The sequence below is a fragment of the Mesorhizobium sp. LSJC280B00 genome, assembly GCF_000502835.1.
GTDB lineage: Bacteria > Pseudomonadota > Alphaproteobacteria > Rhizobiales > Rhizobiaceae > Mesorhizobium.
Genome location: NZ_AYVL01000025.1, coordinates 1 through 24,686, shown reverse-complemented (window position 1 = coordinate 24,686; position 24,686 = coordinate 1). Strand labels below are relative to the sequence as shown.

Here is a 24,686-nt window from a genome sequence, read left to right as displayed (position 1 = left end):
TTGATTCTGCTAGCAGATTGAATTTTGCCCGAGGTACGATGCCAGATGATCGCTGAGATCACGCGCGTCGTCGCCAGCGCCGTCGATCAGAGCAGACTTGCGGCGGCGCAGAAACTGCGTCCCCATCAGGTACAGGCCCGGATGTTCCGCTACACCGCCGTCGTGACGGACGTGGCCCTTGCGGTCGAGGACCGGCAGTTCCAGCCAGGAGTAGTCCGGCCGGTAGCCGGTGGCCCAGATGATCGTCCTGATAGCGCCTCCGGCAAGATCGAGGCCGAGCGGCGGGTTGTCCTCGACACGGGTCGGCGGCGGGCGATCCGGCGGCCCGACCGTAGCGTCCAGGCCGTTGGCGCGCGCCCATTCGTCGATGAGGTCGAGCAGCCGTGCCATCTTGAGATCGGAAAGCGCGCACATGTTGCGCAACGACCCCGCAAACTGGGCCTTGCCGTCTTCGGTGATGCCGGCAAGACGACCGATGAGCCGGACGCCGAGGTCGTCGAGCGCATTGAGGTCGAGGGTGATGCGGTCGGGCGTGCCGGCAAGCTGTAGCGAAGGAACCCGTCGCGCCCGCCTGATGTCGTCCACCTCGTCGTAACGCTCGTCGAGCACGCCGGCGGCGTCCATCCACCATTCCAGGTCCTTGCCGCGATAGACGCGGGGCGCCCGGATGTGCTCGCCCACCGACAGGGTCACTTGACGCCCCGAACGCTGCAGCTCCTGTGCGATCTGGGTGCCGCTCGACGACGCGCCCACCACCATCACGCCACCGTCGGCGACCTGACTCGGATTGCGGTAGGACTGTGCCGTCAGCATGGCGACCGACGGCGGCACGCGGCTGGCGACGTCGGGCAGGCGCGCGATGTTGCACGCGCCCGACGCCAGCACGACGGTCCGACACCGCCACTCGCCGCGGTCCGTGCGCACAAGATATCCCGCCCCGTCGCTGCGAACCGAGGTAACGGTCGAGTGGGTTCTGACCGGAGCCGAGATCGCCTTGGCATAGTTCCCGAGGAAGTCGATCACCTCAGGCATCGTCCGGTAGCCGTCGGGATCGTCGCCGTCATAGCGGAAGCCCGGCAGCCGGCTCTGCCAGTTCGGGGTGAGCAGCCGCAGTGAATCCCATCGCTCGGTGCGCCAGGTATGGGCGATCTCGCCGCGCTCCAGCAGCACATGGTCGATAGAGCGCTCCGCGAGGCAGCGGCTCATCGCGAGCCCCGCGTGCCCCGCGCCGACGATCACTGTGGTGACGGAACTAATCGCACCCTCTCATCAGGAGAGTCTACGGTTCGAAGCGCCTTTCAATTCACCACGACCGTGACGTTCGTCGGATTGGTGACAATGTCATAGACCGCCGACCGCTTCTGCGACTGAGCGACGATAGCCTCGATGTCCTCGCGCTTGGCGTCGGCGTCGATGTTGTATTTCACCGTGATGCCGCTGAAGCCGTTGCGCACGTCGCTGTCGATGCCGAGTATTCCGGCGAGATCCATGTCGCCTTCGATGGTCGCCTTCACCGACTTCAACTGGATGTTCCGGTTCTGGGCAACCGCGGCGATGCCGGCGGTCAGGCAACTCGCCAGTCCGACCAGCACGTATTCGACGGGCGTGGCGCCCTTGTCCTGGGAAGCGAAGACCTCCGGATGGTCTGCGTCGAATGTGAAGGTGGTCTTGCGATGCTGATCCTCGCCGAGACCGTAGAAGCTCTCGACCGACGAGTGGCTGTGGGTGCCATCCTTCCATTCGCAGGCCGCGCGCCACTTGAACTGCGCTGCCTCCGGGGCGTTGGTAAGCGCTTCGCGTGCGCCGAGCAGCGCCTCTACGTTAACGCCGTTGTTTGCCTGTACTTCGGAAGCCATAATTATTATCCTCCCTACCTTGCACTGGCTCAAAAACCCGACCGATCTCACTGACCTCCCGATCAGATTTCACCATGGCGCGGCATGCTATGGGTCGCGAAGCGTTTCTTCAAGTTGTTTCCGCAGCGGAATGTTCGCCCTCGTGTGCCGAGTTGTGCCTTTGCAGGCTCTGGCGCGACCACGACCTTCAGCGTGGTCAATTGCAGTGTCTGCTTCCGGGCGGAGGCAAAGTTCGCCTCTATGGCCGACATCAGGCGCAGAGCAGACGGTCGGGTTTCTAACCCGGAGCGACAAGAGCTGACCTTTGGTCGGCGCAAGTGTCGTCCTGACGTGACCCAATGCGGTCTTCCGTTGCGAGCGTTGCTGGGGCTGCGTTAAGTCGGTCGGAGGCCAATGGTATTTTCAATGGAACGCTAATATACATGGAAACCCCAACGAGCAGCGCCTGCTAGATACTTGAGGAATGCCATGCGAAGGCTCATCTTCACGGCGATGTGTATCGCCGCCGCAACAGCCGCTAACGCCCATGATTGGTACGAAGATAAGATTGACCCACAGACCAAATTCAAGTGCTGCGGCGGTTCAGATTGCCGCGCCATACCTCGGTCTTCGGTGCGGTCCAGGGTAGACGGCGGGTACACTTATTTGCCGCATAATTTCACCATCCCACGGGACCGTGTACAGGAATCCCCGGACGGGCAATACCATATCTGCGAAAATAAATATGTTGTAACCAACCAGCTGTATTGGCGTTGCTTCTTCGCACCTCGTGTCGATGTGTCTATACTTCTAAAGCATTAACCGCGCATCGCTTCCGCAACTTACATAAGCAAGATGCTAGTCCATTAATTCTGTTGGACTTTCTTCAAAATCGCCGAAGCTCAAGCGGTGCGCGACTGCCCCAGCGATTTCATTGGGTACGTCGCGGCTATCGAGAGCCTGCGCGCCCTGGGCGTAACTCCATGGGGCGCTGCCGCGGGTGACTTCTGGGCGCGCTCCGCAAATTCGGTGACAGTCCAGATTTTATCATGTCGGCGCGGCCGTGGTTGTGTAGATTGGCTGCGTGGCCCGCCTTGCCCGCATTGTTGTTCCAAGTCCACTCGCCACGTGACGCAAACGCGGTAACGGCTGGCGATTTCGACCACGATGGACAGCCAAGCGATAGGGGATAACTGGCGCGGGATCATCAGCACGGTTCATGCGGGAGCGGCATTCGCCGGATGAGATAGCTGCCGCTGCAGTCTCGAATTTGACGCATCAGCACTTGCAAATCGTCAGCCGAGGTCTTTTGCTCGCGCGATAGTTGCCCTTGACCGTTGAATGGTTGGCGAACAGATGAACAAAATCGATCGACGGCGGCCAGAGTCAGAAACGGACGCCACCGTAAATGCCGCAAGACTTGGAACTCGGCTGCGCCTCGCCCGCCAGACACGCGGCATGACGCTGAAGACGCTGGCCGCGGCTGCGAATTGCTCGGAAAGCCTGCTGTCCAAGATCGAGAACGGCAAGGCTTCGCCGTCCCTGCCCATGCTTCACCGTCTGGTCGAGGTTCTCGACACCAACATCGGCTGGATGTTCGAGCAAGTCGACGACGACGAGGCGATCGTATTCCGGGCGGGCGCAAGGCCTTTGATCGCGCTCGACGCGCTACGGCGTGGCGAAGGAATTTCGCTCGAACGCATCATCCCGTATTCGCCTGGCCACCTCTTACAATGCAACATCCATCACATCGAGGCAGAGGGCTCGAGCGAAGGTCCGATCCAGCATGCCGGTGAGGAAGTCGGCTACGTGCTCGCCGGGCGGATCGAACTGATCGTCGACGGCAAGAGCCATGCTCTCGCCACGGGTGATGCCTTCGTGTTCAGGTCGGAGCTGCCGCATCATTACCGCAACATCGGCGAGGAACGCGCTAGCATTTTCTGGGTCAACACGCCGGCGACTTTCTGAGCAACGCTCTGCGTTCATTTGGATTGACAAATATTCAAGTCTCTTGAATGCTTGCCTCGTGCCTGTAGCACCAACGGGACCAGCCGAGGTCTGGTCCGCAAGCAAGGGGAACCGAAATGCGTCTGTTCAAACTTCTCGCCGGCTGTGCCGCCGCCATTGCCATGGGCTCGGCAGCCATGGGATCGGCGCTTGCCGATACGTTCGCTCTCGTCAACATCAACCAGCAGGCCCTGTTCTTCAACCAGATCAACGAGGGCGCGCAAAAGGCAGCCGACGCCGCTGGCGCCAAGCTGGTCATTTTCAACGCCAACAATGTGCCGAGCGCGCAGAACGACGCGATCGAGAACTACATCACGCAGAAAGTCGACGGCATCATTCTGGTCGCCATCGACGTCAACGGCGTCAAGCCTGCGATCACTGCAGCCAAGACGGCCGGCATTCCCGTCATAGCCATCGACGCGCAGATCCCCGACGGCGACAATATTTCGTTCATCGGCGTCGACAACACCAAGGCCGGCGAGGACATCGGCAAATTCTACGCCGACTATGTGAAAACCGATATGGCCGGCAAGGCCAAGATCGGTATCGTCGGCGCACTCAATTCATTCATCCAGAACCAGCGCCTCGACGGCTTCAAGAAGGCGGTGACCGAAAGCGGCCAGGCCGTCACCTTCCTCGACACAGTCGACGGCCAGAACGTTCAGGAGACCGCGTTGAGCGCTTCGGAAAACCTGATGACCGCCAATCCGGACATGAACTCGCTCTATGCGACCGGCGAACCGGCCTTGCTCGGCGCCGTTTCGGCGGTGACCAGCCAGGGCCGCACCGGCGACGTCAAGGTGTTCGGCTGGGATCTGACCAAGCAGGCCGTTCAGGGCATCGACGACGGCTGGGTGGTGGCGGTCGTGCAGCAGGATCCGGCCGGCGAAGGCAAGGCCGCGGTCGAAGCGCTGGGCAAGATCAAGAAGGGCGAGAAAATCGACCCGATCATCAATATCCCGGTGACGATCGTGACCAAGAAGAATGTCGACCAATATCGCGCGATGTTCAAGTAAACTGCGTCGGCGACCGAGCCGCGGCGCCGCCCGAGGCTGCGCCGCGGATCCCTTGCAATCGCGTGGAATTCCAGATGAGCAGTGGCCAGACCTATCGGGTGCGGATGAGCGGCATCTCAAAGCGCTACAACGCCATCCAGACGCTCGATGACGTGTCGCTGACGCTGAAGCCGGGCGAGGTGCTGGGGCTGGTCGGCGACAATGGCGCCGGCAAGTCGACATTGAGCAAGGTGCTGTCGGGGGCAGTGGTTCCCGACGCCGGCACCATCGAAATCGACGGCAAGCCGGTGATCTTCAGCTCGCCGGCGGACGCACGTGCGGCGCGCGTCGAGATGGTCTACCAGGACCTGTCGCTCTGCGATACGGTCGATGTCGCCGGCAATCTGTTTCTCGGCCGCGAGCCGCGCCGCCGCATCGCAGGCATTTCCTTTCTCGACAAGAAGCGCATGCATGACGAGACGCGCCAGATGCTCGATCGGCTCGGCATCGTCATTGCCGACACGCGGCTCAAGGTCGAAAACCTCTCCGGCGGGCAGCGCCAGTCGATCGCGATCGGCCGCGCCGCCTCGTTCAAGCCGGCCGTGCTGATCATGGACGAGCCGACGGCAGCACTTGCCGTGGCCGAAGTCGAGGCGGTGCTCGAACTGATCCGCGCGGTCAGTGCGCGCGGTGTCAGCGTCATTCTGATCACCCACCGGCTGCAGGATCTCTTCCTCGTCTGCGATCGCATTCAGGTCATGTATGAAGGGCGCAATGTCGCCGAGCGGCTGATCGGCGACACTAATATCGAAGACGTGGTCAATCTGATCGTCGGCCGCAAGTTCAATGCGCGTTCCGCCACCAATGGCTATCGCGGTGGAGCGCCGGCATGAGCGACGCGATCCACACCGCCCAGCCCTCACGAGTACGCAGGGGCACCTGGCGCGATGCGCTGCTCGCCAATGGCAGCGTCGTCTCGATCGCGCTGTTCTTTCTGGTCGTCTGCATCATCTTCTCGGTTGCGACCGACGCGTTTCTGACATCGCCCAATCTGTTGAACATCCTGCGGCAGTCGGCGCCGCTGCTGATCGTCGCCGCGGCAATGACTTTCGTCATCACCACTGGCGGCATCGATCTTTCGGTCGGCTCCGTGCTGGCGCTGGTGGCGACGCTGTCGGCGACGCTTTTGCAGTTTGGCCTGCCGTGGCCAGTCGTTATCCTCGCCATGTTGGCGCTCGGTGCCCTGCTTGGGGCGGTACAGGGCTATTTCATTGCCTATGAGGGCATCCCGTCCTTCATCGTCACGCTTGCCGGGCTTTCGGTGATCCGTGGCGTGGCGCTGCTGATCACCGGCGGCTATTCCATCCCCATCGAGCCCGGAAGCGCTTTCACCGTGCTGGGCCGCGCCTGGTTCCTTGGCGTGCCGGTGCCGGCGCTGATCGCGCTGGCGATCCTGGCCATCGCGTATCTCGCCTTCAACGAGACGCCATTCGGCCGCTATGTCACCGGTATCGGCGCCAATGCCGAGGCGGTGCGGCGCGCCGGCGTCAACACGCGGCAGACGACGCTCTTCGTCTATGTGATTTCCGCCATCGCGGCAGCCCTTGCCGGGATCATTATTGCTGCCCGGCTTGGATCGGGATCTTCGAATGCCGGCCAGGGTTTCGAGCTGGAAGTCATCGCCGCCGTCGTGCTCGGCGGCACCAGCCTGTTCGGCGGCCGCGGAACGATCATCGGCACGGTGCTCGGCGCGCTGACGGTGGCCGTCATCGGCAACGGCCTGATCCTGGCGCATCTGTCGCCTTTCCTGACGCCGATCGTCACCGGAACGATCATCCTGATCGCCATCTGGCTGAACTTCCGCCTGTTCCGCGGCGCCGTGCGGAGCCGTTGAGCCGATGAGCGATCTGTTCGATGACGCGGTGCCCAGGCGGCGGCTGCCAATCGGGGTCGAAACCGGCCATGTGATGACCGTGCTCGGCCCGGTTCCGGTCGAGGAGATGGGCATTACGCTAATGCACGAGCACATCTTGCTCGATGGGGCGCGCAGCTGGAAATGCCCCTGCCATCCCGATGACATGGCGATCGCCGAGCAGCCGGTGAACATCGAGATCATCGGCGAGTTGCGCATGAACCCATACGTCAACCGCGACAACGTCTCGCTCGACGACGCCGACCTGGCGTTGTCTGAGCTGCAGCGCTATCGCGCGTTGGGCGGCCACACCGTCGTCGATGCCACCAATATCGGCATCGGCCGCGCCCCCGAAAAGCTCGCTCGCATCAGCCGCATGTCCGGCCTGAAGATCGTCATGGGCACCGGCTTCTATCTCGAGCACACCCATCCCGAATGGCTGAAGGCGATGGATGTGGACGCCGTGACCGAGTTCATCGTCAACGATGTCGGCGGCGGCGAGACGCAGCCGCCGATCATGGCCGGGCTGATCGGCGAAGTCGGCGTCAGCAAGGATTTCACCGCCGAGGAACGCAAGTCGCTGCGAGCTTCGGCGCGCGCCTCGCGCATCACCGGCGTGCCGCTGTCGATCCATCTGCCTGGCTGGGAGCGGCTGGCGCACGAGGTGCTCGATATCGTCGAGGCCGAAGGCGCCGATCTTCGCCACACCGTGCTCTGCCACATGAACCCGAGCCACGACGATCCCGACTACCAGAAAAGCCTCGCCCGGCGCGGCGCGTTCCTCGAATACGACATGATCGGCATGGACTATTATTACGCCGACCAGGACGCGCAATCGCCCTCCGACGAGGAGAATGCACGCGCCATCGCCGCCCTTGTCGAGGCGGGCTTCGGCGACCGCCTGCTGTTGTCGCAGGATGTGTTCCTCAAGATCATGCTGACGCGCTTCGGCGGCTTCGGCTATGGCTATATCCTGAAGCATTTCATACCGCGCCTAAAACGCCACGGCGTCGAGCAGCCGGCCATCGACCGCATGTTGATCGCCAATCCGAAAAGCGTATTCGCGCGGCTCTAAGCGGCCTGGAATTACACTGGAGTTCAAATGTCCAAGAAGAAGATCCTGCTTGCCGGCGAATCCTGGGTGTCGACCGCGACCCATATCAAGGGTTTCGACCAGTTTCCGACCGTTACCTACCACACCGGCGCAGACGAGTTGCTGGACGCGCTGAAGGCGACCGACTTCGACGTGACGTTCATGCCGGCGCATGAGGCGCAGCGCGGCTTTCCACAGACCATGGAGGCGCTGTCGGCCTATGACGCGGTCGTGCTCTCCGACATCGGCGCCAACACGCTGCTGCTGCATCCCGACACCTGGGTCCACTCCAAGCCGACGCCGAACCGCCTGCGCCTGCTCCGCGATTACGTCAGCGGCGGCGGCGGTCTATTGATGTTCGGCGGTTACTACAGCTTCCAAGGCATCAATGGCGGCGCGCGCTACCGCAAGACGCCGGTCGAGGACGTGCTGCCGGTGAACTGCCTGGCCTACGACGACCGCGTCGAGGTTCCCGAAGGTTTTGCGCCGGTGCCGAAACCAGGGTCGAGCCATCCCATCCTCAGGGGCCTCGGCTCGGACTGGCCGATCCTGCTCGGTTTTAACGAGGTGACGCTGAAGGATGGGGCCGAGGTCCTGGCCAGCGTGTCGTCGGACTATGGTTCGCTGCCGCTGCTTGTCACCGGCCATTACGGCAAGGGCCGCACCGTGGCCTGGACATCCGATGTCGGGCCACATTGGCTGCCGCCGCAATTCATCGCCTGGCCAGGCTACAAGACCCTGTTCGAACAGATGCTGGGCTGGGCGACCGGTGAGAGCTGAGCCATGCATGTCCACGTCGTCGGCAATGCCTGCCTCGATACCGTGTTTCGCGTCGGCCGCTTCCCTGCCGCGGGCGAGACCTTGAATGCCGTGAGCTATGCCGACGGGCTCGGCGGCAAGGGCGCCAACCAGGCAGTCGCAGCAGCACGGACTGGTGCAGAGGTGACGTTCTGGACGGCGCTCGGCAAGGATCCCGCTGGCGCGTGGATGAGGAGCCGCCTCGACAGCGAGCTGTCAGGCCTTGAGGTGAGCGAATTCGAGCTGCCGAGCGACCGCTCGACCATCGTCGTCGATCGAGGCGGAGAGAATTTCATCGTCAGCGGCGTCGCCTGCAGCGAAGCCTTCGATCCGGTGGCGCAAACAGCACTTGTCCGCTGGATCGCTCCCGGCGACATCCTCGTCTGCCAGGGAAATTTACGGACTGCCGTGACCAATGCCTGCCTCAGAGCAGCAAAGGGAAACGGTGCGCGCACCGTTCTCAACGCCAGCCCGATCGACACGGCCTCGCTGCCCGATCTCGGCCTGGCGGAGGTTCTGGTGGTCAACCAATCCGAAGCGCAAATCTTGACCGGCCGGGATGACATGACAGCAGCCGCTCACGCGCTGGTGGCCAAAGGCGCAGGCGCCGTCGTCATCACCCTCGGTGCCGCAGGCTGTATCGTGCTTGGCACGGACCGGACGGAACCGCTTCGCTTGCCGGGGCAGCGAGTCGAAGCGCTCGACACCAGCGGCGCGGGCGATGTGCTCTGCGGCTGTCTGGCCGGTGGGCTTGCCCGGAGCATGCCGGTCATCTCGGCGCTGAAGCTGGCGCTCGCCGCTGCCGCAATCGCCGTGACACGGCCGGGCACTCTGGCATCCTGTCCTTCCGCCTCCGAGATGGCGGCGATCATCGATCAAATGGAGCTCTCATGACCCCGCTCGGCCAATCTGGCGGCAACGCGCTCGTGGACCTTTTCGGCCGCACAAAGGTGGTGATCGGCGTCGTTCATCTGGCGCCGCTGCCCGGCGCGCCGCGCTATGACGGCGAGGGTATCGAGGCGATCTACCAGCGCGGGCTCGATGACGCCAAAGCCTATCTCGACGGCGGCTGCGACGGCGTCATCATCGAGAACCATGGCGACATCCCCTTCGCCAAGCCTGATGATATCGGCCCGGAGACGGCGGCCTATATGGCGGTCGTTTCCGACCGCATCCGCCGCGAACTCGGCAGGCCGATCGGCATCAATGTGCTGGCCAATGCCGCGATCCCGGCCTTGGCGATCGCCAGCGCAGCCGGCGCCGGCTTCGTCCGAGTCAATCAATGGGCGAACGCCTACGTCGCCAATGAGGGGTTTGTCGAAGGCGAATCGGGCCGCGCGGCACGCTACCGCGCCAGGCTGCGCGCCAATGGCATCCGCATTTTCGCCGATGCCCATGTCAAGCACGGTGCACACGCCATCGTCGCCGACCGCCCGGTGGAGGAACTGGTCAAGGACCTGGTCTTCTTCGACGCCGACGCCATCATCGCCACTGGCCAGCGCACCGGTCACGCCGCGGATTTGGGCTACATAAGTATGATCAAGCAGGCCGCCGGCCTGCCGACGCTGGTCGGCAGCGGTGTCACCCCGGATAACGCCAATGATATCCTTGCCATTGTCGACGGGGTCATCATCGCCAGCGCGCTGAAGCACGACGGCGTCTGGTGGAACCAGGTCGACTCTGCTCGAGTAAAGGCGTTCATGGGTGGTCTGAAGCGATAGCTGGACTACCCTACCGAGGGGCTTGGGGTCCAGCTTGATCAGAGACGACGGACGGGCCCAGGATACTGCTCGACCAGATCGTCGACGGTCAGCAAAGTAATGCCTTCTACAATCGATTGAGCAATCAGGGTCCGATCGAATGGGTCCTTGTGGATGGGTGGAAGCCCCTCCACTGCAATGGCATGCTCGCCGGTGATGGCAGCTTATCATAGCCATTGTCGATCAGGCCCCGACGGAAAGACGCGCATCGACCTCCAAGTCAAGGCGGCCCAGACCGCGTTTAATGGCAATCTCCCAGGGAGTTGCGGCCCTGAACGTCAAGTGGTTATCGGCATTCTCGATCTCAGCGAGGGCTGCGAGCGGGAGCTTTTCGGGCTCGCCCGCCGCCCAGAGCAGAAGGTGGGTATCGAGAAGAAGTTTCATGCATCGCCGCCAAACAGCTTCTCGATTTCGTCATCGGCCATGCGATCAAAATCGTCCGGAACTGCAAACTGCCCGGCCATAAACCCCACCCGACGCATTTCGCCGGCCGCAGGTGCGTCTATGGCAACGACCTTGACCATCGGCTTGCCGGATTTGGCGATAATGAAGGATTCGCCTTTGGCCGCCCTGTCGACAAGACGAGACAGATGCGTCTTGGCCTCGTGGATATTGACGGTGCGCATTGCGGCCTCATGACTTAGTCCATGCAACTTAGTCTACACGGCCCGATTTTCGAGCGTGTTTCAGTCAGTGAAGGTGAAGGATGCCGGATGCGGCTGATCCTTTCGGATCGGCCGCATGGCACGACTTCAACAAAGACGCGTAATCGACTGCCTGAACTGCATGTTTGTTGGGACTGCGTCTCACCTGATGTTGGCCGAACCTGTTGGTCCGCCATGCGACGTCGGAGTTCACAGGAGCGATTTTTGCCCAGCAAATGCTCTACATTGCGCTAGGGGCCGAAAGCGAAACGTCCGCTTTTAGGGCGCTGCACCACGGCGGCGACGAGCCCGACACTGTACCGAAGGCGATCGACGCGACGGGCGCCAAGGGCCTTACCGGACTCTATGTTCCCTTCACGATTCTCGGCTTAGTCGGTCGGCGGGATTGAGCCGCGCTCTCGAGGGCCAGGGCCAACCGCTTCTCGTCTTCGATGGCGCGATCGACTGCCTCAATTTCCTCTTGGAGCACCTTCAGCTCAGCTCCGTAGCTGGAGCCGTCGCTGTCCCCGATCTGAAAGCCACTTGCCCGCATTGCGTCGCGAGTATGGTGCACGTTACGGACTCCTTCGCGCCGCGTCGCGACCAAGATTTCCCTAAACTCTCCAAGACGTTCAACGTGATTGCGAGCCATTGCGTTCTCCTATTTCGTCTTCATCGTCGCCGACGGCGATTCAGAACGGCTAAAACCTACGGAGATACTCTCGACAAAGCATGAGTGCGGAAGCTCAAATTTGAATGTCTTGCAATAGCGTGAAGCGCGGCAGGCAGAAATTGGCTTCGACCCGATCGATCTCAGACCAAATGCCAGACACTTTCGGCCAAGCGCGTCTGCGGCTCCCCCAACGGGGGGCCATCCGCTCATGTAATCAGTAAAAAGTCGAGTCCGAGAATGGCCCGGGCCATGGACGTCCCGCCATTCTGGAAAGCGCGTTGAGTAATGCTCCTCGACAACAATCATGCTGGCACACTGGCGTCGAAGGTCCGAGGCGAGGCCGGCTAATTCGTGCCGTGTTCGCTGGAGGTATCACTCCTCTCTGAATCCTGCAGTGAGGCGTGGCGAAATCCGAACTCGCCCCGTAGATGCTTGACGTGGGCTTTCACCCCGGCCTGACCCATGGTCGCCGGCCGCTTTATGCCCTTCGGCGGTGGCCCGGCGTGCTCTTGGACACGCTTCCACAGCCGTTCGCGCATCTCCTGGTTCAAGGTGATGAAGGCCGAACCGGCATATTTTCCGGTACCGGGCTTCGCCAGCAAGGCGAATGCCGCCTTGCCCGGCTCGCGCTCGACGCCCAATAGTTCGTATTCCTGGACTGTGAAGCTCTTCGTCTTCAGCCAATTCGTCGTCGGGCCGCTTCGATACGGGCTGTCGGCGCGCTTCGAGACGATGCCCTCAAGGCCCGCTTGGTCGGCAAGATAGGCGGCGGTAAGTGCAATGAGGCTCGCAATCCAAACACCGCGCATCACACGCTCGGGCGGCCTGCGCATTGTAAACACTGAGAACGCGTTGGCTTAAGCGCAAATCCTAGGGAACATGCTAGAATGTGCGGCTTCGCTCAACTTGAGCAAATGTCCCCAACGACATCTAGGACGCGCTGATTTCCGCTTCTTGAAAGCTTGTTATCATGATAATTTTCAGTCTCCTCGCTTAAGAATATATAGACATGTCAGTCAAACCGGCGGGGGATGGGGAGGATAGGATGAAACTGTTATCGCTTGTTGTCGCAGCTACGTTTTCACTTGCTATGTCCGCTTGGGCCGAGGATCTACCAAGTAGCGCGAAGAAAGCATCGATGGAAGAATTTAAGACTTTTGCTAATGGGAAAAAGGTAAATGTAATTATATACGACGCTGGAGCTGCCATAACTGCCACCCTTGTCTGGAACTGGAAGAAAAAACAGATCATTGGCGAAGCTTTGGTGAACAACAAAACTAAGATAAAGGTCAAAGTTCCCTTGACTTTCGACGGTGACAAGGCCTGTTCACAAGACCAAGGTAAACCAGTTTGTCATCTTATCTACATTGACAACGACAAATTTTACGAGGTGCGCGACGACGGCAAAGTCCACGCGACTTCGACGTTGGTTCAATGAGACGGACCACGTCCGAATGGTTTGGTCGGCGTTTGCACGGACCCGCAAATGCCGGCCCTATTCAGTACGCTTGTCAAGTCTTACGACACCTGCACACTCGCCTCCGACTCGAGAAAACTCACCGCTGCCTTTCGCACCTTGAAGCCTGCCGATGATATGGTTTTGCCTTGGCGCACCATCGTCATCGACGAAACTTAAATAGATGTCGAATGCCCCGTCGGCGGTGATTGTTCCGGCCAAAGGCACCATCGCGGAAATTTCCGTTCCATCGATAAAGATTGTCGTTGACTGTTCAGTGTAATCGCAGGCGGAATTACCTGCGCGCCGCGTCAGTGCCCACGCGCCATCAAAAGCCTTTACCTTGACCGGAGCGCAGACACGTTCTGGGATATTCTTGATTGCGCGCAACACCTCTTTCGTCGGCTCCAGGCTGGCAAGCTTCAATCCCCGCTGCTCGGCAAAGGCTTGAAGAGCTTTCCGACTTCCCGGTCCCCATTTGCCGTCTGCCTGTCCGACAAGGCAGCCGACTCGCGTTAGCTCTGTTTGCGTTGCCTTTGTCAACGCGCGCGGATCAGCCAAAGCTTGCGTCACATCTAAATCAGGATGAGCTTCTGCAACCTCCACGCCCTCGATGGAAATCGAGGGGGCTTTGCCACGATCTGTTGCTGCCTGTTCGATCTCGTCGATCTTCAAGCTGGCTAACGCCGCAAAGGCGCCGCTTGGATACTGTCTGAGATAGGCCTCAAAGAAGCGCTTGTCCGTTTTTTCCTTGATGGTCTCCCAATAGGCGACTTCTACGTCCCCTCCTTTCGCACCCGCCGTGACAGCGGTGTTTCCGGACAACGGTTGCAAAATGACGTCGCCCGTCAGCGAGGAGTTGTCCCATGGCACTTGCTTGCCGTCGGTTGCTTCAAGCACATCCCTACGGACGTTGATGAGGTCGCGGGAGATGTCCTGGCCAGGCGTACCAAGATTCTTCAGCAGCGCAGATGTGAACGGCGAGTTCCTTCCCTCGCCGTCCAGCGCAACGTTCCCGGGCTGCGTTGCAAAGGCTATGAGCGATCCAACGCCCGTGCCTAGCTTTGCCAAGCCCCGACCGACCGACCCTGATCGCGTACCCATCGAGCGCCCAAGGTTCTGTGAGAAAGGACTGTCCCGGCAAGCATCCAAAAATACCAGGTTGACCTTCGTGGTTCGCTCCATGGCCGACAAGACGAGGTCCATGGGCACGGCTTCGAAGTCGAGGTCGTTATATGTGGATAGCCGCGCATCAACGGGAGCCATGTAGTTGGTGCCGTTCACCTGGACGCCATGGCCGGCATAGAAGAGAAGCGCCATGTCGGCACCATCCAGCTTGCCGATGAAATCTCGAACCGTGCCGCGCATCCCGCTCAGATCGAGGTCCTCGCCTGCAACCACCTCAAAGCCCAACGCCTGCAGTTTTGCGGTCATATCCACCGCATCATTTTTTGGATTGGAAAGTGGAACCGCGTATCTATAGGCAGAATTACCGATGACCAGCGCGACGCGCCGTTCTGCCCACGCTTGGGCGCTCAGCGAAACTAGAAGAAGCGCAATGGCGAAGCGAAGCGCCATCATGGCTGTATATCCTTAGTCTCAGCTCATGCAGCGGATTCACCAGTCGATGGACAGGATAAAACCGGAGCAGTCTTGCGAGACTGAGCCCGGTGCTTCGCAGTGTCAAGTCCAGCGGATCTAGCGAAGGGCCCACCGCTAGCCCACAGTTCGTCAGCGGTCTATGCTGTGTAGATTCACGCCGATAGACACCGAAACGAATTGCACGCAGCTTGGCCGTCTTCACGCCGATCGGAATGGTTCAAAAAGGGCGCCTTCTCGCGTCGCTCGGATTCTTTTTCATTCTGGGCGCCTGCATTGCCACATTCTCTCCCTCAGGCGAGAAACTGCTGCGCGACGTCTTGATGACGACCATCTCGCCCTTCGTCGCGCCCCCGACAGACATCGTGATCGTAACGATCACAGAGCAGACATTGGAAAGGTTTCCCTATAGATCGCCGCTGGATAGGGGTGCCTTGGCCGACCTTGTGCAGAGAATCGATAAGGCTCATCCGAGAACAATAGGCATTGACTTGCTTTTCGATCAGCCAACCGAGGCAGAAAAGGATCGGCGCCTAGCTGAGGTTATCGAGGCGGCCGAAAGTCCGGTAATTGTCGCATCTGCATCACACGACGACGACCTTACCGACAAGCAACTGTCGTATCTTAGTCGCTTCGCGCCAAGCGCCATCCGCGGACTGGCCGCCCTGTCTCATGATAGGGTCGACGCGGTTGTGCGGGAAGAATTTCCAGGGCGCGTTGTGAATGGCAACTGGCAACCTAGCTTTGCATCAGCGCTCGCGCAGACCGCCGGCATATCGGCATCGCAAGCTGCGGAGAAGATGGTCTACTATCGGGCTACAGGCATTCATCCGGCACGATGGACAATATATCCGGCACACGCCGCCGCTTTCGCGCCCCCGGCCTGGTTCGCCGGGAAGTTCGTTTTGATCGGCGTCGACCTCCCGCTGCAGGATCGTCATGCAACCCCCTTTGCCGTGCTGAACGGCTCTGTTGCCGGAGCGCTGCCGGGTGTCGTTATTCATGCCAATGCGCTGGCGAGATTGATCAAGGGCGACAAAATCATTACGCCAGGGGCGGTGGCGGCGTTTGGGCCCTTCGTTCTCGCGACGGCGCTCTGCATCTGGGTCGCTTGGCTCCGCATATCAGTGCTGGTGAAACCTATGGTCATCATCGGCGCAGTCGTTTCGGTTTTGATCTTAGAAGCAACCGCGTTTGCCAAGGCCGGGATTCTGTTACCAATGGTCGCGCCGTCGATGCTGCTGCTAGGGCTCTCCGGATTCGTCGCAATTCTGGCATGGCACCGGGACTCGAAAGAAAGGCGTTTCGTCCAGAACGCGTTCTCTCAGTATCTCAGCCCGGCAGTCGTGGCAGAGCTAGTCAGCAAGCCGGCGTCACTGCGCCTCGGCGGATCCGAACGCTTGATAACGTGCGTGTTCACCGACCTTGAGGGGTTCACCAGTTTGGGCGAACGGACGGAACCAGAGGTATTTGCTGCGGTTCTGAATGAATACCTCGATGCGGTTTGTGGTCTCTTCATTGAACATGGAGCCACGATAGACAAACTGATAGGCGATGCAGTCATTGGTTTTTTTGGTGCACCGGGTGTGCAGGAGGACCAAGCCGAAAGGGCCCTAAAACTAACGCTCGCTACCGTCGCGATGTCTCGAAGATTTCGGACAGATGTAAAGTCTAGAGGCCACGACGTTGGCGTCACTCGTATCGGCGTCCATCGAGGACCTGCAGTTGTCGGAAATTTTGGGGGCAATCGATTCTTCAACTACACGGCCATGGGCGATACGGTGAACACCGCTGCCAGGCTCGAAGGCGCGAACAAGTTTCTAGGTACCATGAACTGCATCAGCGAGGAGGTGGCGAACTCTTCCGATGACTACCTGCTTCGGCCATCCGGTGTGTTGTGTCTGAAAGGCAAGACTGAGTGGATCTCAGCCTTCGAGTTGCTGGAGGACGGGCGTATGAATCGCGAGATGGTGGAGGCTTACTCGCAAGCTTATTTGCTGATGTCCGCGCGTGACAAGACTGCCGCTGCTGCCTTTGCATCGCTGGCCATTCAATATCCCAACGATGGCCTCGTTGCTTATCACCTTGGAAGACTGAAGCAGGGTGAGGCTGGCGATAGGATCTATCTTGAAGGCAAGTAAAACAAGCGTATGGTTGAACGTGCGTCATGTATCGGCAACCCAAAATCATTTTCCTACTGGCTGCGGCCATCGCAGCAGTTGGTTCTTGCTCGAGCGCTCTTGCGGCCAGCGAGTATGTCGTTGTCGCTGTCGATCCTCCCGCGGACAGCCCTCAGCTCGGCAAACTGTTCAGACTGGGCGACCTCGTGCATATCGAGGGTGGATCGACTGTCACTTTGATGGGTGACGATGGCTCGGTCACTGCGTTGCCGGGACCTGCGGATGTTGTGGTGACTGACGACGCATCGGGTTCTGGATCAACCTCTAACGGGGCGGCGGGCGCTTCTTCGAGTTTGACTGCGATTTCGGATCTATTGGGGAATGCCGCTGGTCAGCTCCAAACCATAGGTGGGTCTCGTGGCGTTTCCGACACGACGGCCGCCACCTTGGAACCTTGGATGGTGCCGGTCGAAAATCGTCTGACAGGCTGCGTTTATGACCTCAAACTGGAGCTTTGGCGCCCACCGGGGCACAGGGCGGATGTTTCGGTTGCCTATAATGAAGAGTCGCTGGCGACAAGCTTGGTCTGGGACAAGGACACCCCAATTTTGGCAATTCCCGGAAACGTGCCACCGGATCTTCGATCCGTTGAGTTGGTGATCGACGATGAGTCGGTTCGAATGCCTATCGTGCATTTGCCCACCGGCCTCAGCCCGTCGGATCATGTGGGACTGTATGCCTGGATGATAGAAAGCGGTTGTCTTCTTCAGGCATCCGCACTGATCCGGAACTTGGCTAACCGATAGACCACCAGGGGTGGTCACTTCACGGCGCACTGGAAGCGGTAGAGGCGCGCCTTCGCGTCAACCACCGCCATATCGAGGCAACTTCTCGATGGCGCGCTAAGGAAAGCGATCGCCTTGTGCCCAGCGGGTACGCCGACTGAAAGTTTGCGGCGCACGAATTTAACGCTTTCGTTGACGTAGACTTGGACGGTTGCCGAATAGCGGCTGAAGTAGATACCCAGGTGGCAAAACGTCGTGCTCTGTTGCGAGGCTATGCTGGATCAGGTGGTCCGTCCAGAAGAGTTCTTCCTGCAGAACCGGCGATCTCGAGATGCCACCGACCCTCCGCATGCCCCCTCGGAACGCTGGAAGAGGGATGGTGCGTCGCACAAAAATATTGCAATGCACTATAAATGCCGTAACGTCAGTTTCGTAAATGAACGAGACGGCTTTTGTGAAAGGCCGTCCACCGGAAAGGATGGAAACTATGGCCAAGACCGCTGACACCGTTGAAAATACCTCATTCCCCACCTTCGAAGCGTCGAAGGCTGCCGACCAGGTCCGCGCTGTCGCCGAAAAGGGCGTCGAGCAGTCGAAAGAAGCCTATGCGAAATTTGCGTCAGGCACCGAGACGACCCAGAAGGCTCTGCAGTCGAGCTTCGAAACCGCCAAGACCGTCGGCAACGAGTTGTCGCTGAAGACAATTGCTGCTCTGCGCGCCAATGCCGAAGCCGGCTTCTCGCACCTCGAAGCCCTGGTTGCCGTGAAGTCGCCGTCCGAGTTCATCGAACTCCAGACTGCCTTCTTGCGCACGCAGCTCGAAAAGACCGTCGAGCAGGCCAAGGAATTTCAGGCCGTGACGACCAAGGCTGCCGAAGATGTATCGAGGCCGATCAAGGATGTCGTTGAAAAGGCGATGAAAGATCTCAAAGTCGCCTAATTGAGCCTAAGCGATCGGAAATAACCGCGAAACAACACCTTCTCCAGCCGGTCTTTTTCCTTTTGGCTGGATGCTCTTTGGTGCCTGCGTTGCCATGGCGGTGCGGGCATAGCTCTCTCGGCTGCGATCATCCGCACAATCTGACGGCGGCGAGCGACGAGCCCGGCCAGGGCCTCGGCTTCGGTGCCGCGCAACGGGCACTTGCCGCTTGCTCGACCCAACGAAGGCAGCGTTACAGCAGCATCGGTGGTGTCGGTCCTGGCCCGCTTGCCGAGCGCATTGGCGTAGGCTGTCACCTGCCCCGGATTGACCACGACAACCGCCAGGCTAGACTGGCACCCTGTCCAAAGCGGCAACCGCTAAGCGCGATATCCTGCCCCATTCTTGGCACGTCGAGCTTGCCAGCCGTGATCCGTGGACATTCGCCTGCGGCAAATTCAGCTGGGCCTTCGTTGCACGGATGGCGGTGCGATGCGGCCTTTCGTCTGTGAGTGGCTGCGCGGACGCCGTCAAACGGCAGAAACTTCAAATCCATCATGTTGGCTCATTGCCAAAGCACCGCTTCAAGACAACAATGACCTCGACGCCGGCGCGCCAGACGCGCACAAAAAAGAGCGTTGGAGGAAATGGAGGAGGAAGCCGCTGGCCAAGTCACGGACGCGCTATGCATGCGGCCTTTCGGTGCTCACCACCGACGAATCTGACGCGGATGCGTTCGCCCGGGCGGTGGCAGCGGAAACAGTGGCCATTGACGCCGGGTTTGCCCTCCTGTTTTTCTCGCAGAGCCTCATAGAGGCCGGCGCCCTGTCAGAAGCGCTGAAGACCCACGCGCCGGCGCTCCACTATGCCGGCTGCTCGACGGCCGGTGAGATAACGCCCAAGGGGCTGGAGGAAGGCCAGGTCCTGGCTATGCTGCTTCCCTCCGCATCGTTTTCGGCGGCCAGCACCATGGTCGAAAATCTGTCGTCATCGGGCATGGACGGGATTACCGGCGAAGTCGAGGCGCTGAGGCGTTCGTTACACGAGCGCCTCGGGCACGAGCGAGCCGACACCACTTTCGCGCTCTGCTTGATCGACGGCCTGTCTTATGCCGAAGAAGCGGTGACCTCCGCCATCCATTGGGGGCTCGACGACATCCCACTGATCGGCGGGTCGGCTGGCGATGATTTGAAATTCGAGACAACGCGGCTGATCTCGAACGGCAAAGTGACCTCCGACAGCGCCATCATCGTGCTGGTCACCACGGAAATTCCTTTCCACGTGTTCAAGACCGACAATTTCGTTCCGACCGACGAGAAGCTGGTGGTGACGGCATCCGATCCCGACCACCGCATCGTGCGCGAATTCAACGCCACCATTGCCGCCGAGGAATATGCCGCCTCGGTCGGCGTTGTCGCACAGATGCTGACGCCACTGAGTTTTGCCTCGCACCCGGTGGTGGTGAAAGTCGGCGGCGAATTTTACTGCCGTTCAATCCAGAAGATGCACGCGGACGGCTCGCTGTCGTTCTTCTGCGCCATCGACGATGGTGTCGTGCTTGCCGTCGCCCAGCCTAAGGACATGGTCGAGGCGACCCGCGCCGCGCTCNTGCGCCATCGACGATGGTGTCGTGCTTGCCGTCGCCCAGCCTAAGGACATGGTCGAGGCGACCCGCGCCGCGCTCAGCGACGTCAGCGAAAGGCTTGGCGGCATTGACCTGATCCTCGGTTTCGACTGCGTGCTGCGCCGGCTCGACGCGCGCAATCGGCAGGTCTATCGCGAGATTTCGGAACTCTACAAGGTCAACAACGTCCTCGGCTTCGGCACCTATGGCGAACAGTACCGTTCGATGCATCTGAACCAGACCTTCACCGGCATCGCCTTCGGTGAACGCAAGGCGGCCGAAGCGGCGGAGTAGGAAATCCGGGATGCCGCTCAGGAACATCGACGACCTGGAAAGGCTGAAGAAGATCAACGCCGCGCTGATCAGCCGCGTCGAGCGTTCCATGGACCAGCAAGGCAATGCCTTTTCGCTGTTCCAGACCGCCATTTCGCTTGAGAGCCGGGTGCGCAGCCGCACCGAAGAGCTGCATTCGACCTTGCGCCGGCTGGAGCAGTCGAACATCGACTTGAACGCAGCCAAGGAAAACGCCGAGCTGGCGAACCTGTCCAAGACCAGGTTCCTGGCGGCCGCCAGCCATGACGTGCTGCAGCCGCTGAACGCCGCGCATCTGTCGGTCTCGGCGCTTGCCGAAGTACAGACCAGCGAGGAAGGCAGAAAGCTGGTCCGCCAGGTCGAGCGATCGCTGGAGACCATGGAGGACCTGCTCCGCACCTTGCTCGACATTTCCAAGCTCGATGCCGGCGTCGTGCAGCCCGACATCACCGATGTCAGCCTGGAGACGCTGTTTTCGTCTCTGCGCTCGGATTTTCGGCCGGTCGCGGAGATGAAGGGGCTGACGCTGAAGTTCCGGCCGGTCGATGCGCTCGTTCGTTCGGACCGAACCTTGCTGCGCCGCATCCTGCAGAACATCCTGTCCAATGCACTGCGCTATACCCGCTCGGGCGGCGTGTTGGTCGGCACCAGGCATCGCGGCGACACGATCCGCATCGACGTCGCCGATACCGGCTGCGGCATCCCCGACGACCAGCGCGAGGCGGTATTCGAGGAATTCCATCGGGGCGTGATCCCGACGGATGCCGGGCTTGCCGCCGGCGGGCTGGGGTTGGGGCTGGCCATCGTGCGCCGCATCGCCGCGGCACTCGGCCATCCCGTCACGTTTTCGTCGAAGGTCGGACATGGCACGATTTTCCATATCGACGTTCCGGTCGGGATCGGCGACACGGCCGATCCAATCGCCAGCACCGTCGACATGGAGCGGCCGCGCGGCTACGGTCTGTTCGGCACAAGGGTGCTGCTGGTCGAGAACGACATCGACGTGCTGCAGGCGATGACCTCCCTGCTCGAGCGCTGGCAATGCCTGGTGCGGCCCGCCACCTCGACCGGTGACGCGCTCGACTTGCTTGGCGATACCGACTGGTTGCCAGATATTGTCATAGCCGACCAGCATCTCGACGGCGGCGACCTCGGCACCACCACAATCGCCAAAGTCCGTGATTGTCTCGGCCGCGCGGTGCCGGCGCTGATCGTCACCGCCGACGGTTCGGAGACAGTCGCCAAAGCCGCCCGCGCCGCCGGCATCGAGCTGATGCGCAAGCCGCTGAAACCAGCGCAACTGAGGGCGTTGCTGGCACATCTGCTGGCTTGAACTGGTCGTATCTTCCCAGCATACGGGTCACCGTATTCCAGCCATTACTTGTGCCTAGGCGGTAATTCATATGAAGCAGATTCACTTCTTCGCGCTAAAGGACGATCTTCTTCCCGTATTGGAGGCAGTAGAACGTGAAATTTCGATAAAATACATCCTCATGGGTCATTTTCCCAAGATGGAATTCGACTCTTTTAGCAATAGAATGCAAATTCCAACTCTTGGGCAATCAACCACTGAATCGGCTTCCAGCGGTCGATCATTTCTTGTCACTGGCCACGCTGTGCCCATTGAGGTGAGGCCGATAAAAACACCTTCCGGCATCCGGTATTCGCTAGATCAGCTTAGCAATCCGGACACAGTAACTTTTTCCCCTGGTGGGCGATGGGCTGAAGATGTTGTGATAAATGGCCGCGTGGCTACGGTCTCCGACACGCCGCTCGCTCAGGAGCTAATGAAGACTTTTACTAGAGCATTCAAAAAGCAATTTAGTAAAATTAAAGCATTCTACGTTGGACCGGGGGCCGCCATTTTACTAGACGCGGGAAAGCGGCTAACTGCTGCAGAGCAATCGCCGCGTGAATTTGATCTGACTAGAGAGGCGCGGGTTGCTTAGCTGGTGTCAGGAACGGGAGAGCCGTGGCTAGTCTAGTCCGATTGCGGTGACACGAGTGCGGTCGACTACGGTGACAGTGCGCTTTTTAGCGAGCCCTCTCAAAACCCCGCCGGATCGCGAAACAGCTCGGCATTGTCGAGCTTTGAGACCTCGATCACCGCCTGGGTGCGGCTGTAGACGTTGAGCTTGCGCAGGATTTCGGAGACATGCGCCTTGACGGTGGTCTCGCCGACCTGCAGCTCGTAGGCGATCTGCTTGTTGAGCAGGCCCTGGCGCAGCATCTGCAGCACTTTGAGCTGCTGCGGCGTCAGCGTAGCCAGGCGCTGCACCATCTCGGCGCGGTCGGTGCTGTCGGCGTCGCGCGGCCGGCCTTCATAAGTCTCGGGAACATAGATCGCGCCTTCCATCACCGAGCGGATGGCGGCGGCAAGGTCGCTCTTGCGCGCCGATTTCGGGATGAAGCCGGCCGCACCGTAGGACAGCGCCTCGGAAATGATCTTCGGTTCCTCGTAGCCGGAGACGATGACCACCGGCAGGCGCGGATAACGCGTCCTGAGCTGCAGCAGCCCGTCAAACCCATGCACGTCGGGCATGCTGAGATCGAGCAGCGCCAGGTCGAACGGCTTGGCATCCGTCAGAAGCTCGAGCGCCTCGGCAATCGAGCGTGCCTCGACCGTGTCGACTTCCGGATAGGCCATCTGCACGGCACTATGCAGCGCCTCGCGAAACAGCGGATGGTCGTCAATGATCAGGAACCTGGCGCGATCGGTCATCAGCTTCATTTCGGTTTGGTTTGGCCTAGAATAGTCCTGCAACCATGGCCAGCTTATTGGCAAATAGTACATTGCCATCTTGGCCGGCTAAAGCAGAATGTGCCCATGATTTCCGCGGCGCCACGCGGCAGATGTGGCCGTTCTGAAATGCAATGCCTTGCCCGGTGGCCCAAATCGGCCGAATGTGCCGGCGACAGATCCATTGAAACAGAGACAGGTCGTGACCGACTTCCGGCTTCGCGTGACAGCCAGTGACCGCCGGCTTTCGCACTGTTGCCGGCCGCCACACGACGCTTCCCCGACCCCCGCCTTGTTCGCGGCCGCACCGATGGTATCGGCTGGTCTGGGGTCGCGCTGGTATACGGGCTGGTTTCCTGGACAAAACGCAGCAAGCTGATGGTGCTGCCGTTCAAGCCCCGCTAGGCGCTCGATGCCGTACTGGTAAGGAGCATCACCTTGCCGCCATCGCGCTTTGGGCGCGAATTTGCCCGCGATATCCAAGCTGTAGTCCACGATCTGGGCCGCGCCAAGCCAGAACCAACTGATCGCAGTCGCTGATCTTGAAGCTATACGATCCGGTTGGACCAATTTCAGCGTATTCCCGTTGAGCCCAGCGCCCCCCGAGGCTGACAGCACGTCGGCAATGACTTACGAAGCGTGTCCGTCTACGCGCTCGCCTGCGTTCGTTCCAACGCCTGGGACCGGGCGATTTCGTCCGGCCCCAAAGATAGTGTCTGATCACTCGTTAGGCCGGCAACGCGCCGGACCTCTTGGCCGTCCAGGTGGCGATATAGTCCATCAGCCCGGGATTGAGGCAATCATAAGGTTCGAGCCCGATCGACTTTAGCTGTGACCTTATGCCGTCCATGCGGCTCGGATCGACACCGGACTCGATGATCGAAGAGACAAAGGCGGTGAAGCCCGGCGGNCCTTATGCCGTCCATGCGGCTCGGATCGACACCGGACTCGATGATCGAAGAGACAAAGGCGGTGAAGCCCGGCGGTGACCAGCCGTCTTCCTGGAAGCGTTCGGGATGGATGAAGGACAGCCCCTTGAAAGCGTGGTCGCGCTCGACCGGGCCGTGCATGTGGACGCCGCAGCCGGTGCAGGCATGGCGCAGGATCAGCGCGCCCGGATCGACGATCTTCAGCTTGTCGNCCTTGACCTTCACCTTGACCGGGTTGCTGGTGCAGGCGCAGACCAGCGTGCCGCCGGCAAAGTCGGCCTTTTCCCGTGGCAGTCCATTGTCGATTTTAGGATGCAGTTTTTCCGGCATTTTTGTCTCCTCCCGTGTTGAACATCTGCATTTTTCGGCCGCTGGCTGGTTTGCCGGCGGCTTTCTCGTCCTCAGTAAACCACCACGCTCCTGATCGACTTGCCTTCATGCATCAGGTCAAAGCCCTTGTTGATGTCCTCGAGCTTCAGCGTGTG

General features: G+C 60.3%; 26 protein-coding genes. 16 read left to right on the top strand and 10 right to left on the bottom strand.

The annotated features are described in order from the left end of the window. Nucleotides 1-9: 9 nt before the first annotated feature. Nucleotides 10-1,239, bottom strand: a complete 1,230-nt coding sequence (locus tag X773_RS66160; protein ID WP_036239198.1) for an NAD(P)-binding domain-containing protein — start codon at nucleotides 1,237-1,239, stop codon at nucleotides 10-12. A gap of 59 nt (nucleotides 1,240-1,298) precedes the next feature. Next, the gene (locus X773_RS66155; protein WP_023679231.1) at nucleotides 1,299-1,856 is read right to left on the bottom strand and encodes an OsmC family protein; all 558 of its coding nucleotides are present in this window, start codon (nucleotides 1,854-1,856) and stop codon (nucleotides 1,299-1,301) included. Nucleotides 1,857-3,191: 1,335 nt separating this feature from the next. Between X773_RS66155 and X773_RS66150 the strand changes: the two genes are divergently transcribed. From X773_RS66150 to X773_RS66115, 8 genes are all read left to right on the top strand, one after another. Next, entirely contained in the window at nucleotides 3,192-3,803 is a 612-nt protein-coding gene (locus X773_RS66150; protein WP_023679230.1) for a cupin domain-containing protein, read from the top strand. Nucleotides 3,804-3,919: 116 nt separating this feature from the next. Continuing rightward, nucleotides 3,920-4,858, top strand: a complete 939-nt coding sequence (locus X773_RS66145) for a substrate-binding domain-containing protein (protein WP_023679229.1) — start codon at nucleotides 3,920-3,922, stop codon at nucleotides 4,856-4,858. A 74-nt stretch (nucleotides 4,859-4,932) separates the two neighbouring features. Further along, nucleotides 4,933-5,730, top strand: a complete 798-nt coding sequence (locus tag X773_RS66140) for an ATP-binding cassette domain-containing protein (RefSeq protein WP_023679228.1) — start codon at nucleotides 4,933-4,935, stop codon at nucleotides 5,728-5,730. Further along, nucleotides 5,727-6,731 (top strand): ABC transporter permease, encoded by a 1,005-nt coding sequence (locus tag X773_RS66135; RefSeq protein WP_023679227.1) that lies wholly within the window; start codon nucleotides 5,727-5,729, stop codon nucleotides 6,729-6,731. Before X773_RS66140 ends, X773_RS66135 begins: the two co-directional genes overlap by 4 nt. Nucleotides 6,732-6,735: 4 nt before the next feature. Beyond that, nucleotides 6,736-7,824: a phosphotriesterase gene (locus tag X773_RS66130; RefSeq protein WP_023679226.1), complete on the top strand. Its 1,089-nt coding sequence runs from the start codon at nucleotides 6,736-6,738 to the stop codon at nucleotides 7,822-7,824. Between the two features lie 27 nt (nucleotides 7,825-7,851). Then, nucleotides 7,852-8,622 carry a glutamine amidotransferase gene (locus X773_RS66125; protein ID WP_023679225.1) on the top strand — a complete coding sequence of 257 codons (771 nt, stop codon included), beginning with the start codon at nucleotides 7,852-7,854 and terminating at the stop codon, nucleotides 8,620-8,622. Between the two features lie 3 nt (nucleotides 8,623-8,625). After that, nucleotides 8,626-9,534 (top strand): ribokinase, encoded by a 909-nt coding sequence (locus tag X773_RS66120; RefSeq protein WP_023679224.1) that lies wholly within the window; start codon nucleotides 8,626-8,628, stop codon nucleotides 9,532-9,534. Beyond that, nucleotides 9,531-10,361, top strand: a complete 831-nt coding sequence (locus X773_RS66115; protein WP_023679223.1) for a BtpA/SgcQ family protein — start codon at nucleotides 9,531-9,533, stop codon at nucleotides 10,359-10,361. The genes X773_RS66120 and X773_RS66115 overlap by 4 nt, the downstream gene beginning before the upstream one ends. 222 nt (nucleotides 10,362-10,583) lie before the next feature. On the opposite strand, the gene X773_RS79375 is transcribed toward X773_RS66115, so the two are convergent. From X773_RS79375 to X773_RS66100, 4 genes are all read right to left on the bottom strand, one after another. Next, entirely contained in the window at nucleotides 10,584-10,784 is a 201-nt protein-coding gene (locus X773_RS79375; RefSeq protein WP_348625945.1) for a hypothetical protein, read from the bottom strand. Beyond that, nucleotides 10,781-11,026: a type II toxin-antitoxin system prevent-host-death family antitoxin gene (locus tag X773_RS66105; RefSeq protein WP_023679222.1), complete on the bottom strand. Its 246-nt coding sequence runs from the start codon at nucleotides 11,024-11,026 to the stop codon at nucleotides 10,781-10,783. Before X773_RS66105 ends, X773_RS79375 begins: the two co-directional genes overlap by 4 nt. Nucleotides 11,027-11,408: 382 nt before the next feature. Then, nucleotides 11,409-11,696 carry a hypothetical protein gene (locus tag X773_RS75105; RefSeq protein ID WP_023679221.1) on the bottom strand — a complete coding sequence of 96 codons (288 nt, stop codon included), beginning with the start codon at nucleotides 11,694-11,696 and terminating at the stop codon, nucleotides 11,409-11,411. 365 nt (nucleotides 11,697-12,061) lie between these two features. Next, nucleotides 12,062-12,526 (bottom strand): hypothetical protein, encoded by a 465-nt coding sequence (locus X773_RS66100; RefSeq protein WP_245274788.1) that lies wholly within the window; start codon nucleotides 12,524-12,526, stop codon nucleotides 12,062-12,064. Nucleotides 12,527-12,762: 236 nt separating this feature from the next. On the opposite strand from X773_RS66100, the gene X773_RS66095 reads away from it, so the two are divergent. Further along, entirely contained in the window at nucleotides 12,763-13,155 is a 393-nt protein-coding gene (locus X773_RS66095; protein ID WP_031212493.1) for a hypothetical protein, read from the top strand. A 57-nt stretch (nucleotides 13,156-13,212) separates the two neighbouring features. On the opposite strand, the gene X773_RS0139035 is transcribed toward X773_RS66095, so the two are convergent. After that, nucleotides 13,213-14,754, bottom strand: coding sequence for a caspase domain-containing protein (locus X773_RS0139035; RefSeq protein WP_051406215.1), 1,542 nt, complete (start codon nucleotides 14,752-14,754; stop codon nucleotides 13,213-13,215). 209 nt (nucleotides 14,755-14,963) lie between these two features. Between X773_RS0139035 and X773_RS66090 the strand changes: the two genes are divergently transcribed. The 3 genes from X773_RS66090 to X773_RS66080 all read left to right on the top strand — a co-directional run bounded on the left by X773_RS66090 (nucleotide 14,964) and on the right by X773_RS66080 (nucleotide 18,617). Next, nucleotides 14,964-16,913 (top strand): adenylate/guanylate cyclase domain-containing protein, encoded by a 1,950-nt coding sequence (locus X773_RS66090; RefSeq protein WP_156937424.1) that lies wholly within the window; start codon nucleotides 14,964-14,966, stop codon nucleotides 16,911-16,913. A gap of 26 nt (nucleotides 16,914-16,939) precedes the next feature. Next, on the top strand, nucleotides 16,940-17,698 hold the full coding sequence (locus X773_RS66085) for a hypothetical protein (protein WP_023679216.1): 759 nt from the start codon (nucleotides 16,940-16,942) through the stop codon (nucleotides 17,696-17,698). Between the two features lie 457 nt (nucleotides 17,699-18,155). After that, nucleotides 18,156-18,617, top strand: a complete 462-nt coding sequence (locus X773_RS66080; protein WP_023679215.1) for a phasin — start codon at nucleotides 18,156-18,158, stop codon at nucleotides 18,615-18,617. Here X773_RS66080 and X773_RS66075 read toward each other — a convergent pair. Beyond that, nucleotides 18,614-18,931 (bottom strand): hypothetical protein, encoded by a 318-nt coding sequence (locus tag X773_RS66075; protein ID WP_023679214.1) that lies wholly within the window; start codon nucleotides 18,929-18,931, stop codon nucleotides 18,614-18,616. The genes X773_RS66080 and X773_RS66075 overlap by 4 nt on opposite strands. A 367-nt stretch (nucleotides 18,932-19,298) precedes the next feature. Between X773_RS66075 and X773_RS66070 the strand changes: the two genes are divergently transcribed. From X773_RS66070 to X773_RS66060, 4 genes are all read left to right on the top strand, one after another. Next, the gene (locus X773_RS66070; protein WP_245274787.1) at nucleotides 19,299-20,249 is read left to right on the top strand and encodes an FIST N-terminal domain-containing protein; all 951 of its coding nucleotides are present in this window, start codon (nucleotides 19,299-19,301) and stop codon (nucleotides 20,247-20,249) included. Further along, nucleotides 20,227-20,514, top strand: coding sequence for an FIST C-terminal domain-containing protein (locus X773_RS78390; protein WP_245274786.1), 288 nt, complete (start codon nucleotides 20,227-20,229; stop codon nucleotides 20,512-20,514). Before X773_RS66070 ends, X773_RS78390 begins: the two co-directional genes overlap by 23 nt. Nucleotides 20,515-20,524: 10 nt before the next feature. Then, nucleotides 20,525-21,865, top strand: coding sequence for a hybrid sensor histidine kinase/response regulator (locus tag X773_RS66065; protein ID WP_023679213.1), 1,341 nt, complete (start codon nucleotides 20,525-20,527; stop codon nucleotides 21,863-21,865). A 70-nt stretch (nucleotides 21,866-21,935) separates the two neighbouring features. After that, a complete protein-coding gene (locus tag X773_RS66060; RefSeq protein WP_023679212.1) occupies nucleotides 21,936-22,481 on the top strand; it encodes a hypothetical protein in 546 nt (181 codons plus the stop codon). A 98-nt stretch (nucleotides 22,482-22,579) separates the two neighbouring features. Here the strand turns inward: X773_RS66060 and X773_RS66055 are convergent, their stop codons facing one another. Then, nucleotides 22,580-23,263, bottom strand: a complete 684-nt coding sequence (locus X773_RS66055) for a response regulator transcription factor (RefSeq protein WP_023679211.1) — start codon at nucleotides 23,261-23,263, stop codon at nucleotides 22,580-22,582. An 809-nt stretch (nucleotides 23,264-24,072) separates the two neighbouring features. Beyond that, nucleotides 24,073-24,531 carry a hypothetical protein gene (locus tag X773_RS66050; protein ID WP_245274785.1) on the bottom strand — a complete coding sequence of 153 codons (459 nt, stop codon included), beginning with the start codon at nucleotides 24,529-24,531 and terminating at the stop codon, nucleotides 24,073-24,075. Nucleotides 24,532-24,686: the final 155 nt, after the last annotated feature.

Excerpts from the sequence above, each read along its gene's own strand:
- X773_RS66155 (WP_023679231.1), bottom strand. The coding sequence starts at position 1,856 with ATGGCTTCCGAAGTACAGGCAAACAACGGCGTTAACGTAGAGGCGCTG.
- X773_RS75105 (WP_023679221.1), bottom strand. The coding sequence starts at position 11,696 with ATGGCTCGCAATCACGTTGAACGTCTTGGAGAGTTTAGGGAAATCTTG.
- X773_RS66105 (WP_023679222.1), bottom strand. The coding sequence starts at position 11,026 with ATGCGCACCGTCAATATCCACGAGGCCAAGACGCATCTGTCTCGTCTT.
- X773_RS66145 (WP_023679229.1), top strand. The coding sequence starts at position 3,920 with ATGCGTCTGTTCAAACTTCTCGCCGGCTGTGCCGCCGCCATTGCCATG.
- X773_RS66150 (WP_023679230.1), top strand. The coding sequence starts at position 3,192 with ATGAACAAAATCGATCGACGGCGGCCAGAGTCAGAAACGGACGCCACC.
- X773_RS66085 (WP_023679216.1), top strand. The coding sequence starts at position 16,940 with ATGTATCGGCAACCCAAAATCATTTTCCTACTGGCTGCGGCCATCGCA.
- X773_RS66125 (WP_023679225.1), top strand. The coding sequence starts at position 7,852 with ATGTCCAAGAAGAAGATCCTGCTTGCCGGCGAATCCTGGGTGTCGACC.
- X773_RS66060 (WP_023679212.1), top strand. The coding sequence starts at position 21,936 with ATGAAGCAGATTCACTTCTTCGCGCTAAAGGACGATCTTCTTCCCGTA.
- X773_RS66095 (WP_031212493.1), top strand. The coding sequence starts at position 12,763 with ATGAAACTGTTATCGCTTGTTGTCGCAGCTACGTTTTCACTTGCTATG.
- X773_RS66115 (WP_023679223.1), top strand. The coding sequence starts at position 9,531 with ATGACCCCGCTCGGCCAATCTGGCGGCAACGCGCTCGTGGACCTTTTC.
- X773_RS66130 (WP_023679226.1), top strand. The coding sequence starts at position 6,736 with ATGAGCGATCTGTTCGATGACGCGGTGCCCAGGCGGCGGCTGCCAATC.
- X773_RS66100 (WP_245274788.1), bottom strand. The coding sequence starts at position 12,526 with ATGCGCGGTGTTTGGATTGCGAGCCTCATTGCACTTACCGCCGCCTAT.
- X773_RS0139035 (WP_051406215.1), bottom strand. The coding sequence starts at position 14,754 with ATGATGGCGCTTCGCTTCGCCATTGCGCTTCTTCTAGTTTCGCTGAGC.
- X773_RS66055 (WP_023679211.1), bottom strand. The coding sequence starts at position 23,263 with ATGAAGCTGATGACCGATCGCGCCAGGTTCCTGATCATTGACGACCAT.
- X773_RS66080 (WP_023679215.1), top strand. The coding sequence starts at position 18,156 with ATGGAAACTATGGCCAAGACCGCTGACACCGTTGAAAATACCTCATTC.
- X773_RS79375 (WP_348625945.1), bottom strand. The coding sequence starts at position 10,784 with ATGAAACTTCTTCTCGATACCCACCTTCTGCTCTGGGCGGCGGGCGAG.
- X773_RS66120 (WP_023679224.1), top strand. The coding sequence starts at position 8,626 with ATGCATGTCCACGTCGTCGGCAATGCCTGCCTCGATACCGTGTTTCGC.
- X773_RS66065 (WP_023679213.1), top strand. The coding sequence starts at position 20,525 with ATGCCGCTCAGGAACATCGACGACCTGGAAAGGCTGAAGAAGATCAAC.
- X773_RS66135 (WP_023679227.1), top strand. The coding sequence starts at position 5,727 with ATGAGCGACGCGATCCACACCGCCCAGCCCTCACGAGTACGCAGGGGC.
- X773_RS66140 (WP_023679228.1), top strand. The coding sequence starts at position 4,933 with ATGAGCAGTGGCCAGACCTATCGGGTGCGGATGAGCGGCATCTCAAAG.